The 17,812-nt window shown below is 72.8% G+C and carries 13 protein-coding genes; 8 read left to right on the plus strand and 5 right to left on the minus strand.

Annotated elements, in window-relative coordinates:
- Window positions 1-284: 284 nt before the first annotated feature.
- Together ACQPZK_RS08030 and ACQPZK_RS08035 are read left to right on the plus strand one after the other, a co-directional pair.
- Window positions 285-2,090 carry a hypothetical protein gene (locus ACQPZK_RS08030; RefSeq protein ID WP_433539143.1) on the plus strand — a complete coding sequence of 602 codons (1,806 nt, stop codon included), beginning with the start codon at window positions 285-287 and terminating at the stop codon, window positions 2,088-2,090.
- Window positions 2,090-3,880, plus strand: coding sequence for a hypothetical protein (locus ACQPZK_RS08035; RefSeq protein WP_433537674.1), 1,791 nt, complete (start codon window positions 2,090-2,092; stop codon window positions 3,878-3,880). Before ACQPZK_RS08030 ends, ACQPZK_RS08035 begins: the two co-directional genes overlap by 1 nt.
- Here ACQPZK_RS08035 and ACQPZK_RS08040 read toward each other — a convergent pair whose 3' ends face one another.
- The gene (locus ACQPZK_RS08040) at window positions 3,881-5,737 is read right to left on the minus strand and encodes a hypothetical protein (protein WP_433539144.1); all 1,857 of its coding nucleotides are present in this window, start codon (window positions 5,735-5,737) and stop codon (window positions 3,881-3,883) included. It abuts the gene before it with no gap.
- Window positions 5,738-5,853: 116 nt separating this feature from the next.
- On the opposite strand from ACQPZK_RS08040, the gene ACQPZK_RS08045 reads away from it, so the two are divergent.
- The 6 genes from ACQPZK_RS08045 to ACQPZK_RS08070 all read left to right on the plus strand — a co-directional run bounded on the left by ACQPZK_RS08045 (window position 5,854) and on the right by ACQPZK_RS08070 (window position 11,117).
- Entirely contained in the window at window positions 5,854-7,131 is a 1,278-nt protein-coding gene (locus ACQPZK_RS08045; protein ID WP_433537675.1) for a PQQ-binding-like beta-propeller repeat protein, read from the plus strand.
- The gene (locus ACQPZK_RS08050; protein WP_433537676.1) at window positions 7,128-8,414 is read left to right on the plus strand and encodes a PQQ-binding-like beta-propeller repeat protein; all 1,287 of its coding nucleotides are present in this window, start codon (window positions 7,128-7,130) and stop codon (window positions 8,412-8,414) included. Before ACQPZK_RS08045 ends, ACQPZK_RS08050 begins: the two co-directional genes overlap by 4 nt.
- A gap of 85 nt (window positions 8,415-8,499) precedes the next feature.
- Window positions 8,500-9,168 (plus strand): response regulator transcription factor, encoded by a 669-nt coding sequence (locus ACQPZK_RS08055; protein WP_396802942.1) that lies wholly within the window; start codon window positions 8,500-8,502, stop codon window positions 9,166-9,168.
- On the plus strand, window positions 9,165-10,349 hold the full coding sequence (locus ACQPZK_RS08060; RefSeq protein ID WP_433537677.1) for a sensor histidine kinase: 1,185 nt from the start codon (window positions 9,165-9,167) through the stop codon (window positions 10,347-10,349). The genes ACQPZK_RS08055 and ACQPZK_RS08060 overlap by 4 nt, the downstream gene beginning before the upstream one ends.
- Before the next feature lie 171 nt (window positions 10,350-10,520).
- Window positions 10,521-10,649 carry a hypothetical protein gene (locus tag ACQPZK_RS08065; protein WP_433537678.1) on the plus strand — a complete coding sequence of 43 codons (129 nt, stop codon included), beginning with the start codon at window positions 10,521-10,523 and terminating at the stop codon, window positions 10,647-10,649.
- Window positions 10,650-10,709: 60 nt separating this feature from the next.
- Window positions 10,710-11,117 (plus strand): VOC family protein, encoded by a 408-nt coding sequence (locus ACQPZK_RS08070; protein ID WP_433537679.1) that lies wholly within the window; start codon window positions 10,710-10,712, stop codon window positions 11,115-11,117.
- Between the two features lie 58 nt (window positions 11,118-11,175).
- Here ACQPZK_RS08070 and ACQPZK_RS08075 read toward each other — a convergent pair whose 3' ends face one another.
- The 4 genes from ACQPZK_RS08075 to ACQPZK_RS08090 form a co-directional block, all read right to left on the minus strand.
- Complete coding sequence (locus ACQPZK_RS08075; RefSeq protein WP_433537680.1) at window positions 11,176-13,158, minus strand: M36 family metallopeptidase; 1,983 nt, start codon at window positions 13,156-13,158, stop codon at window positions 11,176-11,178.
- Window positions 13,159-13,330: 172 nt separating this feature from the next.
- A complete protein-coding gene (locus tag ACQPZK_RS08080) occupies window positions 13,331-14,194 on the minus strand; it encodes a hypothetical protein (RefSeq protein WP_433537681.1) in 864 nt (287 codons plus the stop codon).
- Window positions 14,195-14,362: 168 nt separating this feature from the next.
- The gene (locus ACQPZK_RS08085; protein WP_433537682.1) at window positions 14,363-16,456 is read right to left on the minus strand and encodes a 3-hydroxyacyl-CoA dehydrogenase NAD-binding domain-containing protein; all 2,094 of its coding nucleotides are present in this window, start codon (window positions 16,454-16,456) and stop codon (window positions 14,363-14,365) included.
- A complete protein-coding gene (locus ACQPZK_RS08090) occupies window positions 16,453-17,649 on the minus strand; it encodes a thiolase family protein (protein ID WP_433537683.1) in 1,197 nt (398 codons plus the stop codon). The genes ACQPZK_RS08085 and ACQPZK_RS08090 overlap by 4 nt, the downstream gene beginning before the upstream one ends.
- Window positions 17,650-17,812: the final 163 nt, after the last annotated feature.

Below are 17,812 nucleotides of genomic sequence, written 5' to 3' on the forward strand. Positions count from 1 at the left end.
CGCCCGAGGAGGCCGACCCGTCGCGGGTCGCGCCGCACGAGGCCGTGCCGCACCAGACCGTGCCGCACCAGACCGTGCCGCTCGAGGCCGCGCCGATCGAGGCCGTGCCGCACGAGGCCGCGCCGCACCAGACCGTGCCGCGCGAGGCCGCGCCGCACCAGACCGTGCCGCGCGAGGCCGCGCCGCACCAGACCGTGCCGCGCGAGGCCGCGCCGCACCAGACCGTGCCGCACGAGGCCGTGCCGGACCAGGCCGCGCCGCACGGGGCTGCTTCGGACGCGGCCGTGTCGAAGACCACCGCGCCGGACGGGACGGTCCCGGTGTCCGCGCCGACGCGAAGGCGTTGGGCCCGCTGGACCAGGCGCCGGCAGCACCTCGCGGTCGGCGCGCTGTTCCTGCTCGCCGCCGTCTGGGTGACCAGCCGGATCTGGCTGGACCCGGCCGGCCGGGTGGCCTCGCTCTACACCGGTGACCCGGCTCAGGTGCAGTTCTTCCTCGCCCACTCGGTACGGGTGGTGCTGCACGGCGAGTACCCGTTCTACACCGAGCAGTTCAACTATCCCGACGGCGTCAACCTGATGGCCAACACCGCGGTGCTGGCGCTGGGCATCCCGATGGTGCCGGTGACCCTGCTGTTCGGCCCGGCGGTGTCCTTCGTGGTGCTGGTGACGCTCGGCCTCGCCGGCACCGCCATGGCCTGGTACCTCGTGCTCCGCCGCCACATCGTGCGTACGCCGCTCGCGGCGGCCGCCGGTGGCTGGTTCTGCGGCTTCTCCCCGGCGATGCTCTCGCACGCGAGTTGGCACCCGAACATCATCAGCCAGTTCCTGTTGCCGTTCATCGTCTGGCGGGTCCTGGTGCTGACCCGCTCGCGCCGCCCGGTCCTCGACGGCCTCCTGCTGGCGATGCTCGTCACCGCCCAGGCGTTCATCAACGAGGAGATCCTGCTCTTCACGGCGCTGGCCTGCGGGATCTTCCTGCTCGCGGTGGTGGCCCAGGAGCCGGCCCGCTGGCGGGCGGCGTGGCGACCACTGGCCGCCGGTCTCGCCGCCTGTGCGCTGCTGGCCGGGGCGCTGCTGGCGTACCCGCTGTACGTGCAGTTCGCCGGGCCGATGGCGTACCACGGGCTCAGCGACGCGGTGCAGGACTACGGCAACGACATCGCCGCCTTCTTCGCGCCCGGCTCGGCCACGCTCGGTGGCAACCAGCGGGCCAACGTCAACCTCGCGCCGAACTACTCGGAGGAGAACGCCTTCTTCGGCTGGAGCCTGTCGATGCTCGCCGTCGGCGTCGTGGTCTGGCTGCGTCGGGAGATGATCGTCCGAGCGCTCGCCGCCACCGGGGCGTTCTTCGCCCTGCTCTCGCTCGGTGAGCAGATCTCCTGGTGGGACCGGGACCTGATCACCGGGCCGTGGGAGCTGCTGGTGCACCTGCCGCTGCTGGACGCGGTGGTGCCGACCCGGTTCGGTCTGATCACCACGGTGGTCATCGGCCTGCTGCTCGCGATCGCCGTCGAGCGGGCCTGGGCGCTGCGGCCGGCCGACCGCCGTACCGTCCGGACGCTCACCGCCGCCGGTCTGGCGTTCGCGCTGCTGCCGATCGCCCCGATGCCGCTGCGCATGGTCTCCCGGCCGCCGGTGCCGGAGTTCATCACCGCCGACCGGTGGCGGGCGTACGTCGGTCCGGAGCAGACGCTCGTGCCGATCCCGGTGCCCAGCATGGGCAACACGCACGGCATGCGCTGGGCGGCGGCCACCAACCTCGACTTCAAGATCCCGGGTGGCTACTTCCTCGCTCCCCGCAACGGCAACACCGGTGACCCGGGTCGGTTCGGGGGCCGACCCAGCGGGGTGGGCCAACTGCTGGAGGAGGTGGCGACCACCGGTCGTACCTCCAAACTGGACGACCGACAGCGCCGGCGGTTCACGGACGAGCTACGGCACTGGCGGGCGGCGATCCTCGTGCTCCCGGTCCGTCAGCAGAACGCCGAGCCGTTGCGCCGTACCGTCGAGGAGCTGGTCGGTCCCGGCCGCCAGGAGCTGGACGTCTGGGTGTGGGATGTCCGGACGCTGACCGACCGCTCGGTCTGATGACCACGGGAACGGCGCCGTCGACGACGCCGGCCGATTCCCCGACCGCGCCGCCGCCACGGCCGGGGTGGCTGCCGGACGCGCTGGTGGTCGCCGGTTACCTGGCGCTGGCCGTGGTGCTGACCAGCGCGCAGTGGGGTCACCCGCAGCGGCTGTTCCACCAGGCCGGTGACCAGGTGCTCTTCGAGTGGATGCTGGCCCACGCGGCGCACGCCGTGGTCGCGGGGGAGAACCCGCTCTTCAGCGCCGCCCTGAACGCGCCGGACGGCGTCAACCTGATGGCGAACACCTCGGTGCTCGGCCTGGGCGTCCCGCTGGCCCCGGTCACGCTGCTGTTCGGCTCGCAGGTGGCGTTCTGCGTCGCGGTGGTCGGCTGCCTCGCCGGCACCGCCACGGCCTGGTACGCGCTGCTGCGCCGTCGGCTCGTCTCCGCCCGCTCCGCGGCGGCGCTCGGCGGGCTGGTCTGTGGTTTCGCCCCCGGCATGGTCGCCCAGGCCGGCGCGCACCTGCACGTGGCCGCCCAGTTCCTGCTGCCGGCGATCCTCGCCCTGGTGTTCCGGCCGGGCGCCGGCGCAACGGCGGCGTGGCGGCCCGGCGTCGGCCTCGGGCTGCTGCTCGTCTGGCAGGTCTTCATCGGCGAGGAGGTGCTGGTCTTCCTGGCGCTCGCCGCCGGGGTGTTCGCGCTGGGCTACGCCCTGGCCGACCGGGCCGCGGCCCGTCGTCTCGCGCCGGCCCTGCTCGGTCGGCTCGCGGTCGCGGCCGTGGTGGGCGCGGTGCTGCTGGCGTACCCGCTGTGGTTCCAGTTCCACGGCCCGCAGCACTACACCGGCATGGCGTTCGCCGCGCACGGCTTCCAGCTCGACGCGGCGTCGTTCACGGCGTCGGCCCGGCAGACCGTGCTCGGGGACGACTGGCTGCCGGGTCTGCTCTCGCCGAATCCGACGGAGGAGAACTCGTTCTTCGGCCCGGGGCTGCTGGTCCTCGCCGTCGTGGTCGTGCTCTGGCTGTGGCGACGACCGCTGGTCCGTGCGCTGGCCGGCTGCGGTGTGGTCTTCGCCCTGCTGTCGCTCGGCACCGACCTGCGGGTGGACGGCAGCGCCACCGGGATCCCGGGCCCGTACCGGCTCGTCGCCGGGCTGCCGCTGCTCGACCTCGCGGTGCCGGCCCGGTTCGCGCTGGTCTGCGTGCCGGTGCTCGGCGTCCTGGTGGCGCTCTTCGTGGACCGCGTCGCCGGGGCCCGCCGGACGGCCGTGCCGGGACTGCCGGTACGGCTGGTGTGGGTGCCGGCGGTGGCCGCCGCGTTGCTGCCCCTGACACCGACACCGATCCGGGTCGTTCCGGTGCCGCCGGTGCCGGCCTTCGTCGCCGAGGGCGGATGGCGACCGCTGGTCCCACCCGGGCGGACGGTGGTGGGCATGCCGCCGGTCACCGGCGCCGCGCTGAGCCCGGTCATGCTCTGGTCGGCGCGTACCGGGCTGGCGTTCGACGCCCCGGGCGGGTACTTCATCGGACCGAGCGGGCCGGACGACCCGGCGGCCCGCTGGGGCGCCCCGGACCGGCCCACCGCCGTGCTGCTGCGCCGGGTCGCCGAGACCGGCGTGACACCGGTGCTGAGCGCGGCCGACCGCCGCCAGGCCGTCGAGGATCTGCGGCACTGGCGAGCGGCGGTCGTGGTGCTCGGCCGGCTGCCGAACGGCGACGCCGTCCGGCGGACCGTCGACGACCTGCTCGGCGCGGGCCGCCCGGTCGACGGCGGGTGGATGTGGGACGTGCGGCCCCTCGTCGGTTGATCAGCCCACCAGGGCGCGGACGTCCCAGATCCAGACGTCGTCGACCCGCTGCGGCGGCCCGAGCAGCGCGGTGACCAGCTCGCGCAGCACCGCCTCGCGCGGGTGGGCGCCGAGCACCACCACCGACGCCCGCCAGAACCGCAGATCCTCGACGGCCTGCCGCCGGTTCTCGTCGGTGAGCGCGGGCAGGACCCCGGAGTCCATGGTGGAGTAGATGAGGCTGCTGGTCGGTCGGTTCGGCGCGCCGAAGACACCCTCGCCCAGCTCGTTCGGGCCGATGAAGTAGCCGCCCGGAATGGGGAACTCCTGCCCGGTCAGGGCACTCCAGCGCAGCGTCGGCAGACCGTGCACGTTGCTCGGGATCGGTACCGGCACGAGGGTCCGGCCCGCTGGCACGTACGGTCGCCAGCCGCCCGCCGTGATGAAGTGCGGCGGCGGGTCGATCTGCTGTGCGGGCAGCGGCCGGGGGAACAGCGGCAGCAGGGCGACGGCGACCGCCGCGTACCCCAGGGGGCGCAGCCACCGTCGGCGCGGCGCGACCGGCGCGGCGGCCGGCTCCCCGGCGCGTGGTGCCGGCGCGAGGCCCGCGCGGGCCTGGCGGGCCGCCGCGTCACAGAACAGCGCCAGCAGTACGCCCACCGCGGCGGCGACCACCAGGGCCAGCCGGGTCGGCATCATCATCTCGACCAGCGGCAGGTCGTCCGACACGTACGACCACGGGCCGGGAATTTCGGTCTCCACACCGTCGAAGCGGACCCACGGTCCGATCGAGGCCACGGTGAACACCACGACGAGCACCGCGACGATCCGGGCGGCCAGCGAGCGGCGTACGAGCAGCGCCAGAGCCACCAGCGAGAGCAGCACCAGCGGCCAGCCGAACCAGGTGTTCTGCTCGGTCAGCCCGATCGTCTTCTCCACCTCCGGGGTGCCCGCCCAGGTGTCCCGGGCGAAGGTCACGAAGGCGACGAGGTCCTCGCCCCAGTTGTGGAAGACACCACCCTGAAGGCCCCGGTAGGACTGGGGGCCGTCGAACTGGAACCAGATCGGGTACGCCGTGAGCGTCAGAGCCAGCCCACCGGCCACGCCCAGACCGGCCACGAACGTCCCGGCCATGGCCCGGGTGGCCCGGGGCCGCTGCACCGCGTACGCCAGCACGACGACGAGGCAGGCCAGCGCGGTGAGCAGCAGCATCTCCTCGTTGATGAAGATCTGGTACGCCACCAGCGCGCCGAGCACCAGACCATTGCGCCGCCACCGGCCCGGCTCGCCGAGGCGCAGCACCCGCACCACGATCAGCGGGAGCAGAAAGTTGGAGACGAAATTGGGCTGGCCGTTGGCGTGGTGGATGATGCCCGGCGCGAAGCCGAGGAAGGCCCCGCCCGCGAAGGCCGCCGCCCGCGACCGCACCAGGTGCCGCGAGAGCATCCAGTACGCGGTGCCGGCGGTGGCGGCCAACGCCCCGCCCAGGTAGAGGGCGTACATCACCTGCGGGCCCAGCAGCATGGTGAGCGGGGCCAGGGGCAGCGTCACGCCGAGCAGCGAGGTGTTGGCCATCATGTTCACCCCGTCCGGGGCGTTCTGCCGGGCCGTGAACAGCGGGTTCTCCAGGTGCCGCACCGAGTACGCGCCGTGCGCGAACAGCCACTCGAACCAACTGTGGTCGGTGGGCAGGTGCGACGAGACCCGGCCGGTCACGTCCCCCCAGTAGTTGAGGCAGACGAAGACGCCCAGCAGCACATAGGCTCCGAGGGCCAACAGGTCGGCTCGGGCCGGGCGGCGTCGAGGCCGCCGTGTCGGCTTGACCTCGGCCGGCTCGGCGTCGGTCACGGGATTCAGCGAGGGGTCTACCACCGGCACAGCCACGACGCGCCATCGTACAGGCGAGGATGCGTCGCTTTTGCCGGGCCGGTACGCCCACGGCCGGTTTGCCGGGCCGTACCCGGTCGGTTGCGCCGGCGAGAAAGGGACGGTTCTTGTCGATCATCGAGCTGGGCGAGATCCGGGACGAGCCGCAGTCGCTGCCCCCGGCCCGCCCGCCGCGCGCCGCCGGCCGCCCCCTGCGCAGCGTGGCCGTGCTGCTGCTGGCCCTCGTCACCCTCGCCGGCGCGACACCGGTCGTGCGGCGCGCCGTCACGTCGGTGCCGACCGCGCCGGGCGCCTCGGCGTACCTCACCGAGGACGGCATCGTGGTGGTCGACGCATCCACGCCCACCGGCGACCGCTACCTGAGCGTCTACGACCAGCCCGGGCCGACGGGCGGGGACGTCGTGCGGCGTCGGTGGCGAGCACCCCTGGATCGCAGCGGTGATTTCGTGACCGTGTGGTTCCAACGCGGAATGGTGCTGGCGGTGGGCGTCAACGTCGCGAGCGGTGTGTTGGAGACCACCGCCTTCGACGCCGAGATGGGCCAGCGGCGCTGGCGTCACCCGGGGATCGCCCAGCGGGCGACCGACGGGGGCATGCTCCTCGCCAACGACACGGAGGACGGGCTGGGCACGGTGAGTCGGGTCGAGCCCGACACCGGCCGGCTCCTGTGGTCGGTGCCCGTGCCGTTCGGCGGCACCGGGTTCCACCGGCAGGACGGGCAGGTCGACCAGGTCGTGTTCGTCCAGCCCACCGGCGAGGTGCAGGTGTACGACGCCGACACCGGAGACCTGCTGCACAGCGTCGACACGTTGCCCGGTGACCGCTCGGCGTTCCAGCGGGTGCAGGTCGTGGACGACCTGGTGCTGCTCGTTCCACCCGGCAGCACCGAGCTGGTCGCCTTCCGGCTGCCGGCGATGCAGCGGGCCTGGACGTCCCCGGCGTCGCTGGTCGCCTGGGCGGTCCCGTGCGCGGATCTGCTGTGCACGGTTCAGCAGACCGGCGGTATCCAGACCATCGACCCCGCCACCGGCGCCGTCCGCTGGTCGGACCCGGGGCCGGACACGCTCGTCGACGTCCGGCGGGACAGGCTGCTGGTGGCCGCGTCCGAGCAGCGGTACGCGGTGCGCGATGCGCGGACCGGACGGGGACGTGCCGAGCTGGGCCGGTGGCAGCTCGTGGACCAGGTACGCCGCGAGGACGAGCTGCTCGGTGTACGCCCGACACCCGACGGTCGGCTCGTCGTCGCCGAACTTGACCTCACCGCCGGCCGGACGCGGATCCTGGACGTCCTGCCGGGCGTGGTGGGCGGGTGCCAGGCCGCGTCGCCCGTCCTGCTCTGTCGACGGCTCGACGGCTCGACCGCCCTGTGGAGGTTGCCCCGGTGAGCGATGCGGTCATCGACCTCGGGGAGCTGCGGCACGGCCCGGACCCCGATCCGCTGCCCCGCCCACCGCTGGCCCGGGGGCGTCGGATCCGCGCCGCGCTCGTCGCGCTGCTGGTGCTCGTCGGCCTCGCCGCGTCGACGCCGTATCCGCAGCGCGTGGGGGTGACGCTGCCGGCCTCCGCCGGCGCCGACGCGGTCCTCTTCGACGACGTCCTCTTCCTCGTCGAGCCGGTCGGGGCGACGCGGCAGCGGAGGCTGACCGCCGCCCGACTGTCCGACGGGGAGCCGGTCTGGCGTACGTCGCTACCGGCCGAGGGCCGGTACTGGGGTGTCGTACGGTACGGCGAGACACTGCTGGCCATCGGGTACGAGACCGGCCAGGACGGCGCCGGGACGCTCACGATCGCGCTGGATCCCCGGACCGGCGCGTACCGCTGGCAGCAGCCGGGGAGACCGGCCGTCCTGCCCGACGGGGCGATCCTGCTGTGGTCCGCCGAGGACGAGGCCGTGGGCGCCCTGCGCGTCGTCGAAGCGTGCTGTGGCACCGTGCGCTGGCAGGCGTCCGTCGCGGCGGGCGCCGACCTCACCCTGCGCGACGGGGCGCGCGGGGTGGACCGGTTGGTGCTCCAGCGCGGGAACGGACAGGTCGAGGTCCGCGACACGGCCACCGGAGCGGTGCTGACCCGCGCCGACCTGCCTGTGCCCCGTGGTGGAAGCCTCCGGGTCGTGCAGGTGGTGGGCGACCTCCTGGTCACCATCGACGGATCTCCGTCCGTCATCACGGCGTACGGGCTGGACCACCTGGACCAGCGTTGGCGTAGCCCCGCCGCGCAAGCGACGTTCGCGTCCGACTGCGGGGTCGTCATCTGCCTGACGAGCACCTCCGGCGGGATGCGGACGATCGACGCCGCGACCGGTGAGCCACGGTGGGAGGACGACCGCTGGGGGTGGGTCTGGCCGCAGGCCGACCGGTTGCTGGCCACCACGCAGAGCAGCGCCGGGCCGGGATCGGAGGATCTCGTCGTGCTCGACCCGCCGACCGGTCGGGTGCTGGCGAGGCTGGGCCGCTGGGAGATCGCCAGGTACGACCTCGACGGCCCGTTGATCGCGGTACGCCGCCGCCCCGACGGCGGTCTGCTCGTGGCCGAGTTGGACGTCCGGGGCGGCGCGGTGCGCATCCTGGACGTGCTGCGGGACGCCGCCGGGGACTGCCGGGCGGCCACCGGCCTGCTGCTCTGTCGACGTCGGGACGCCGACTTCGGGCTGTGGCGACTGCCGACCTGACCAGCGGCGGGCACGACGCGCCGGCGAGGGAGGATGGTTGCCCACCGGCACTAGGTTGTCGGTGGTCAGCAGCGAGGGGGCCGGGATGCGGGTACTGGTGGTGGAGGACGAACGCAACCTCGCCGACGCGATCGCGCGCGGGTTGCGCAAGCGGGGCATGGCGGTCGACGTGGCGTACGACGGCGACGCCGGCCACGAGGCGGCGTTCGTCACCCGGTACGACGTGGTGGTGCTCGACCGCGACCTGCCCGGCGTGCACGGCGACCAGATCTGCGCCGACCTCGCCGCCTCCGGGGCGCTGACCCGGGTGCTCATGCTGACGGCGAGCGGCACGGTCGCCGACCGGGTGGAGGGGTTGCAACTCGGCGCGGACGACTACCTGCCCAAGCCGTTCGCGTTCGACGAGCTGGTCGCCCGCGTGCAGGCGCTGGGCCGGCGGGCCACCCCGGCCGCGCCGCCGGTGCTCGAACTGGCCGACCTGGTGCTGGATCCGGCCCGTCGGGTCGCCACCCGCGCCGGCGTGCCGATGGACCTGACGAACAAGGAGTTCGGCGTGCTCAGCGAACTGCTCAAGGCGCGCGGCGCGGTGGTGTCCAGCGAGGAGTTGTTGGAGCGGGTCTGGGACGCCAACACCGACCCGTTCACCACCATCGTCCGGGTCACCGTCATGACCTTGCGCAAGAAGCTCGGCGACCCGCCGTTGATCGAGACGGTGGTGGGGGCGGGCTACCGCACGGCCGAGGTGCTGCCGTGAAGCGGCCGGGACGGCTGCGGCCCACCCTGCGGTTGCGGTTGACCCTGCTCAACGGGGTGCTGCTGGTCGGCGCGGGCGCGATTCTGGTGGTGCTGGCCTGGCTGCTGGTCCGCGACGCGCTGCGACCCACCGACGAACTGCTGCCCGGCACGACCGTGGTGCTCTCCGACGGCGGCAGGATGGACGCGGCCCAGTGGCAGCGGGAACTTGTCGACGCCGCCTCCGGGGAGCTGCTGGCCAAGGGCCTGGTCGCGCTGTTGGCGATCAGCGTGGTGGGGGTGGCCGGCGCGTACGCGGTGGCCGGCCGGGCGCTGCGACCGCTGCACCAGGTCACCGCGACCGCCCAGCGGCTCGGCGAGGCGACCCTGGACCAGCGCATCGGCTACTCGGGCGCGGACGACGAGGTGGCCGAGCTGGCGAAGACGTTCGACGCGATGTTGGACCGGATCGCGTCCGCGTTCGAGGCGCAGAAGCGTTTCGTGGCGAACGCCTCGCACGAGCTGCGTACCCCGCTCGCCGTCATGCGGACCGAGATCGACGTGACGCTCAGCGACGACGACGCGGACGCCGGCGAGTACCGCCGGATGGCGACCGTGGTCCGGGACGCCTCGGAGCGGGCGAACAGCCTGGTGGACGCGCTGCTGGTGCTGGCCCGCAGCGAGGCCCAGGCCGGGGGGCGGCTGGGCCGGCGCAGCGAGTGCGACCTGGCGACGGGCACCGCCAACGCGCTGTCCGCGATGCGCCGCGAGGTCGAGCGGATCGGCCTGCGGGTGCAGACGTCGCTGCAGGCCGCGCCGGTCGTCGGCGACCCGGGGTTGCTCGACCGGTTGGCCGGCAACCTCATCGAGAACGCGGTCCGCTACAACCACCTGCACGGTCGGCTCTGGGTGCGGACGGGCACCGACGGCGACCGCTCGTGGCTGGTGGTCGGCAACACCGGGTTCGAGGTGGACCAGGCCGACGTACCCGGGCTGTTCGAGCCGTTCCGGCGCGGCGGCCGGGAACGCACCGGCGCGCGGGGTTCCGGCCTGGGGCTGTCGATCGTCCGCGCGGTCTGTCAGGCGCACGGTGGAACGGTGCGGGTGGTCGCCCAACCCGGCGGTGGCCTGGAGGTGACCGTCACGCTGCCCGCTGCCGACGCGGTGCCGGCGGCGACGGACGTCCGGGAACCGGTGCGCTGACCGCCGCCCGGCCGGGGTTGCCACCCCCGCCGCCCGGTGCGAAGATCGCGGGGTCAGCTCGAGAGCGAGGAAGGGGGTGCGGACCGATGTCCATCGTCATGACAACCGCGCCCCGCACCGCCGGCTGACCCGTACCTGCGCGGGGCGCCCCCACCGGTAACGGAGGGACCCGTGTATCCACGGATCCACAACATCAGTTTCGACTGCCACGACACGTACGCCCTCTCCGGCTTCTGGCCTGCGGTGCTGGGCGCCGACGGTGGCGGCTGGCTGGTGCTGGCCGACCCCGGAGGGCAATGAGTTCCGCGTGCTGCGCAGCGCCGGCGAACGGACGCGCGCAGCCAGTGAGGAGACCCAACAGTGAGTGCTCGGATCCACAACATCAGCTTCGACTGTTCCGACACGTACGCCCTGGCCGGCTTCTGGTCGCAGGTCTTCGACTGCCCGATGCAGCCGGACGACTTCCCGGGTGACCCGGAGGCGATGCTCCTGCCGCCGGGTGGGCCGGAGGTGCTGTTCATCGCCGTGCCCGAGGGCAAGGCGGTGAAGAACCGGCTGCACCTGGACCTGGAGCCCGCCGACCGGACCCGGGCCGAGGAGGTCGAGCGGCTGCTCGGCATCGGCGCGACCCTCATCGACGATCAGACCAGGTCGAACGGCGCCGGCTGGGTGGTGCTGGCCGACCCGGAGGGCAACGAGTTCTGCGTGCTGCGCAGCGCCGCCGAGCGGGCGGCGACACCGGCGGGGCCGGACAACCCGGCAGCCTAGGGCATCGGTACGGCGGGACGCCGCAGTCTCGACGTCCCGCCGTACCCGGGCTGGCGCGTCAGCGCCGGGGCACCGAGAAGTCCTCGGTCGGAGTGGTGTCGCCGGCGCCGTCCGTACTCGCGTGCACGCCCATCCCGCGGGCGGCGAAGACCCGCCAGATCTCCCGCTGCCCGCGACCGTGGTTCACCACCCGGTCGGCCAGCAGGATCGCGTCACGCATGTCCAGGTAGGACGGATCCGCCGGGGACAGCTCCATCGCCCGGGTGATCAGGGAGCGGGCCAGGCGGCTACCGATCGCGGCACGCAGGTCCCAGAGCGTCTGCGCCCAGATCTCACCGTCGGCGTGGATCTCCGGCTCGGTGGTCCCCGGAACGGTCGACGAATTGCGGATCTTGCCGTAGTCGCCGTAGGTGTAGCCGCCCGAGCCCGCGGCGGGGTTGCCGGCACACACCGGCTCGGTGCTGCCCACCGGGCAGTCCATCGCCTCGCTGCGCACCGAACGGCCGCCCAGGATGTAGTCACCCTCGCGCACGTCACCGTCGATGGCGTCGTCCCGCTCGAGACCGCTGTCGACCAGGTAGTCCAGGCCGTACCAGTCGCTCCACGCCTCGTACATCGCCTGCGCCTGGGCACTGATCAGGGTCGAGTTGCCGTTGGCGTCGACCACCAGTCGGTCGGACAGTCCGTGGGTGTACTCGTGGTAGAGGATGTCCGCGGTGTCTCCCGAGTTACCGGCGAGAACGCTTGCCGACTTGACGAACAGGTACATCTGCATGCGCGGCGCCATGCCGTCCGGCGGGGTGGTCATGTTGGCGTTGTTGTCGTGGTCGCTGTCCGGCAGACCGTTGGCGGTGTCCGCGCCGTCCATCGCCTCGGCGACCACCGCGTCGCCGTCGACCGCCTCGAAGTTGCCGGCCGCCCGGGTGAACCCGATCGGCGCGGCCGCGAGGTGGTCGTGCCAGGTGCCCAGGAAGGCGAAGAGCTGCGCCGCGTTCTGTTCGCGGTTGGTCTGCCACGAGTACGGCACCGCCGGGTTCCACGAGCACTGCCGTTGCGCCGAACACGGGGCGCCGACCTGGTCGGAGAAGTTCGTGAACGGGAAGTCGAAGCTGCTCGCGGCGTTCGGCGTCACCTCCTCCGACGCCTGCGCGACGTTGTCGGCGTTCACGTCGGAGTAGACGTGCCCGACGTTCCCCTCCAGCCTTGTCGCGTTCGGCGGCAACCACCTGTTCAGGTCGACCGGGCGCTGGGTTCCGCCGACCGGGGCGCCCGGGTAGTTCTGCCACGTCGTCGCGTGGTGGTTGGCCACCATGCTCCGTTGGAAGAGGACGCCGCCGTCGGCCGCGTCCACCACGCTGAGGTAGCCCCCGTCCATGTCGATCACCTCCCACGCCAGTCTCGGGCCGGCGTTGGTGTTGAAGACGACCTGGCGGGCGCGACCGCCGTCGGAGAAGGTCGCGGACGACGTGGTCCGGGAGCGTACGGTCGCCGCCGTCGTGCCCGACACGGTGCGTACCGCGGCCCGGTGGGCGGCGACGGCGTCGACGCGCGCCGCGCCGAGCGTGGCGGGCAGCCCGGCCAGCGGTACGCCGTCGACCGCGATCAGCCGGCCGTCCCTGGTGAGGTGCGCCTTGAGACCGTTGCCGACGACGTCGACGCCGTTCACGCGCTGCACGAAGCTCAGGTGGTGGGTGCCCTCGATGTCGACGTAGTCCTTGCGCAGCCGCAGGGCCGCGATCTCGGCGGCGGTCAGGCCGACGACCGAGCGGTGGGCCGCCAGATAGTCGCGGGCGATCCGCTCGGGAGCGGCGGCGCTCGGCTTGGTCAGGTAACCGTCGAGCCGGGCCAGCCGCCGCAGCGTCGCGGTGTCGCGGTCGATCTCGACGATGCCCTCCGCGCCGAGACTCGCCCGCAGCGAGTTCGCCGCCTCGGCGACCCTGACGCCGGGGGGCGCGGCCTGTGCGTTTATCGGCAGCAGCGCGGACGCGAGCAGGACGCCCGCCGCTGCGGCGACGCCGCGTCGGATGATGGTTGAGCCCACTGTCGTACTCCAATACTCATGCAGGCATCAATGACGCGACAGACGCTAAACGTCCGTAATGGACATCCACCAGATCGGAGATCGTCGCGGTGGCGGGGCGCCCGCGCGACGCCGTCAGCGGAACGGCGGGGCCCCGACCACCCGAGGGTGGCCGGGGCCCGGTCGTACTCCGTCAGGATCGCTGCTCGATCTGACCCCGGATGCTGACGAACTCGGCCGTGGCCTCCGCGGCGGTCTTGAAGTACATGACCACCATGCCCACGCTGCCCCGGTCGGCCCAGACGCAGACGCCGAGCGGCACGCTCTCGGCCTTGCCGTCGCCGCAGCGCGCGTCCCCGCCCAGCGGCCCCGCCTCGACCGCCGCCATGTTGGTCACCGACAGCTCGCTGGAGAGCCCGGTCACCGCCTCGTCCAGCTCCTTCTTCGGGTCGGACATCACGCCGGACACCGCGGCGATCAGAACGAGGTCCTGCTTGGTCGGGTCGCCGTAGAACGCGCCGACCGTGCTGGTCTCGTTCTGCACCTCGGACTTCATCTGGGTGACCATCTGGTCGGCGACCGTCTGCAACTGCGGGTCGGTGTTTTTGGCCCGGCCGGCGAGAGTGGCCGGCGCGACGACCCGGGTCCTGGTGGCGTCGACGACGTCGCCCACCTCGTCCTTGACCGCGAACCAGGTGATCGCCGCGCCGCCGACGCAGAGCACGAGCACGACGGCCAGCACGATCAGGATGATCTTGCCGACGTTCGACTTCTTCGGCGGCGGACCAGCCAGGTGAGGGCCACCGTAGGGCTGGCCCGGCTGCGGCGGGATGCCCGCCTGCTGCGGCCAACCACCGGGCTGCTGCGTGGGCGGGAAGCCCTGCTGCTGCGGCCAACCGGGCTGCGGCGGGCCGGGCTGCTGCTCCGCTGCCGGCGGCCCCGGCTGGTACGGCGCTGCCGGCTGGCCCGGCTGGTACGGCGCCGGCTGGCCCGGCTGCTGCGGCGGGATGGGGGAGTCGTGCGGCGGGCCGAAGGGATTGGCCGGTGGCTGGGACATCAGTCAGCTCCAGGATGGGGTGCGAAACGCGTGATCGTAACCCGGCGACGCCACCCCTGCCGTACCCACCGGGTCCCGTCGGCCACCGCGACCGCCCCGGAAACGGTCGCGGTGGCCGGCCCGGTCCACGAGGGACGGTCCGGCCACCGCGACGGTGGAGCTGATTTCTCAGGCGGGCAGGCTCGCCGCCCCGCGCGGCAGGAACCGCCGGCCGGTGACCCGCTCCGAGGTGCCGGTGCGGTCCAGGTACGGCGTGACGCCGCCCAGGTGGAACGGCCAGCCGGCGCCCAGGATCATGCAGAGGTCGATGTCCTGCGCCTCGGCGACCACGCCCTCGTCCAGCATGAGCCGGATCTCCTGCGCGAGCGCGTCGAGCGCGTTCTGCCGTACCTGCTCGGCGGTCAGCGGCGCGTCGCCCACCACGAGCAGCTTGGCGACCTCGGCGTTGACCTGGTCGTCGACCACGAGCGGCTGACCCGAGTCGGCGATGCGCTTCAGGTTCTCGCTGACGCTGTACCGGTCCGGGTACGCCGCGTGCAGGGTGCCGCCCACGTGGTACGCCACGGCCGGTCCGACGAGCTGAAGCAGGGCGAGCGGCCGCATCGGCAGGCCCAGCGGGTCCAGGGCGCTGTCCGCGACGTCCAGTGGGGTGCCGGCGTCCACGGCGGCGAAGACGGTGCCCAGGAAGCGGGTGAGCAGCCGGTTCACCACGAACGCCGGGGCGTCCTTGACGAGCACGCTCGACTTCTTGAGCTGCTTGCCCACGGCGAACGCGGTGGCCAGGGTGGCGTCGTCGGTGCGTTCGCCCCGGACGATCTCCAGCAGCGGCAGCACGGCCACCGGGTTGAAGAAGTGGAAGCCGACCACCCGCTCCGGGTGCTCCAGCTCCGCCGCCATCTCGGTGATGGACAGCGAGCTGGTGTTGGTGGCGAGCACCGCATCCGGAGAGACGATCTTCTCCAGCTCGGCCCACACCTGCTTCTTGACGCCCAGGTCCTCGAAGACCGCCTCGATGACGAAGTCACAGTCAGCGAACGACGTGAGCTGGCCCGGCGTCGACGCCGCGAAGGCCTCTGCCTTCGTCGTGCCGCTGATCAGGCCGTACAGCTTGGCGGCCGTACCCTTGTCCATCCGGCCCTTGGTGACGGCCTTCTCGATCTGCGTGTGCACGTAGCCGACGCCCTTGTCCACCCGGGACTGGTCCAGGTCGGTCATGACGACCGGCACCTGGAGGCGGCGGGCGAACAGCAGCGCCAACTGGCTGGCCATCAGGCCGGCCCCGACGATGCCGACCTTGGTGACCGGCCGGGCCAGGCCCTTGTCCGGTGCGCCGGCCGGCCGCTTGGCCCGCCGCTGCACCAGGTCGAAGGCGTACAGGCCGCTGCGCAGCTCCTCGGAGAAGACCAGGTCCGCGAGGGCCTCGTCCTCGGCGGCGGTACCGGCGGCGAAGTCGGCGTCCTTCGCCGTCTCCAACAGGTCCAACGCCTTGTACGCGGCCGGCACCGCGCCGTGCAGCCGCTGGTTCAGCGTCTCCCGGGCGAAGTAGAGCACCCCCGCCCACATGTCCTTGTCGACCTCGGGCCGGGTCACCGTGACCTGGCCGCGCACCACACCGGCGGCCCACTCGAGCGAGCGCTCCAGGAAGTCGGCCGGCTCCAGCAGCACGTCCGCGATGCCCAGCTCGGCGGCCTGCTTCGGCTTGAGCATCTTGTTCTGCATCAGCGGGTTCTGGATGATCACCTGCGTGGCGGCGGGGATGCCGATCAGGTTCGGCAGCAGTTGCGTGCCGCCCCAGCCGGGCACCAGACCGAGGGAGACCTCGGGCAGGGCCAGGGCCGCCGCGCCGCCGGACAGCGTCCGGTAGTGGCAGTGCAGCGCCAGTTCCAGGCCACCGCCCATGGCCGCGCCGTTGACGAACGCGAACGTGGGCACGCTGCTGTCCTTGAGCCGGGCGAAGACCCGGTGACCGAGCCGGCCGATCTCCAGCGCCTGCGCGCGGTCGGCGAGCTGCGGCAGGCCGACGATGTCCGCGCCCACGCAGAAGATGTACGGCTTGCCGGTGACCGCGATGAACGCCGGGTCGGCGGCGAGCGCGGCGCTGATCGCCTCGTCCAGGCTCGCCAGCCCGGCCGGGCCGAAGGTGTTCGGCTTGGTGTGGTCGAAGCCGTTGTCCAGGGTGATCAGAGCGGCGGGACGGTCCAGTCCCGGCACGTTCACCTGACGCAGCAGCGCCTTCGTGACGACCTCGTTCGATGCCTTCACTTGTCGCCACCCTCCCAGTTCGGATTCTCCCAGATCACGGTGCCGCCCATGCCGATGCCGATGCACATGGCGGTCACGCCGTAGCGGACCTCGGGGTGCTCGGCGAACTGGCGGGCCAGCTGCGTCATCAGCCGTACGCCGGACGAGGCGAGCGGGTGGCCGATGGCGATCGCGCCGCCCCACGGGTTGACCCGCGGGTCGTCGTCGGCGATGCCGAAGTGGTCGAGGAAGGCGAGCACCTGCACGGCGAACGCCTCGTTCAGCTCGAACAGGCCGATGTCGTCGATGCTGAGCCCGGCCAGGCGCAGCGCCTTCTCCGTCGAGGGGATCGGGCCGACGCCCATCACCTCCGGCTCCACCCCGACGAAGCCGAACGACACCAGCCGCATGGCGACCGGCAGACCCAGCTCGCGGGCGGTGGCCTCGTCGGCGAGCAGGCTCGCGGTGGCGCCGTCGTTCAGGCCGGCCGCGTTGCCCGCGGTGACCTTGCCGTGCGGGCGGAACGGCGTCTTGAGGGTGGCGAGCTTCTCCATCGAGGTGTCCCGAGGCGCCTCGTCCACTCCGGCCAGACCCCAGGCGCCCTCGGCGTCGCGGACGGACATCGTCACCAGGTCGTCCTGGAGCTTGCCGTTGGCGTACGCCTTGGCGGTCTTCTGCTGCGAGGCGAGCGCGAACGCGTCGGTGCGCTCCTTGGTGATGTGCGGGACCAGGTCGTGCAGGTTCTCCGCGGTCGCGCCCATGACCAGCGCGGACGGGTCGACCAGCTTCTCGGCGATGATGCGCGGGTTGGGATCGACGCCCTCACCCATCGGGTGGCGGCCCATGTGCTCGACGCCGCCGGCGATGGCGACGTCGTACGCGCCCATGGCGATGCCGCTGGCCACGGTCGTCACGGCGGTCATCGCGCCGGCGCACATCCGGTCGATGGCGAAGCCGGGGACGGTCTTGGGCAGGCCGGCCAGCAGGGCGGCCGTCCGGCCGATGGTGAGGCCCTGGTCACCGATCTGGGTGGTGGCGGCGATGGCGACCTCCTCGACCCGCTCCGGAGGGAGCTGCGGGTTGCGGCGCAGCAGTTCCCGGATGCAGCGGATCACCAGGTCATCGGCGCGGGTGTTGGCGTACATGCCACCCGCCTTGCCGAATGGGGTACGGACGCCGTCGACGAAGACGACATCCCGAACTTCACGGGGCACTTGAGCCTCCTTATCGACCACAATTCGGCCTCCGCGCCGCCAGGCGGCGCTCCGGACCGAACGAGCGTCGGCCGGGCGGGGCACGTCACCCGGAATGCTACTCGCCAGTAACCAACCCCGTCCCGACGCCCCACTGTGGCCCACCCCACAAACACGCGCCCCC

It is taken from the genome of Micromonospora sp. CA-249363, assembly GCF_050950185.1.
In the GTDB taxonomy this organism is placed as follows: domain Bacteria; phylum Actinomycetota; class Actinomycetes; order Mycobacteriales; family Micromonosporaceae; genus Micromonospora.

What these genes read in the sequence shown, in the direction of transcription:
- ACQPZK_RS08055 (WP_396802942.1), top strand. Translation starts at nt 8,500, where the DNA reads ATGCGGGTACTGGTGGTGGAGGACGAACGCAACCTCGCCGACGCGATC.
- ACQPZK_RS08080 (WP_433537681.1), bottom strand. Translation starts at nt 14,194, where the DNA reads ATGTCCCAGCCACCGGCCAATCCCTTCGGCCCGCCGCACGACTCCCCC.
- ACQPZK_RS08035 (WP_433537674.1), top strand. Translation starts at nt 2,090, where the DNA reads ATGACCACGGGAACGGCGCCGTCGACGACGCCGGCCGATTCCCCGACC.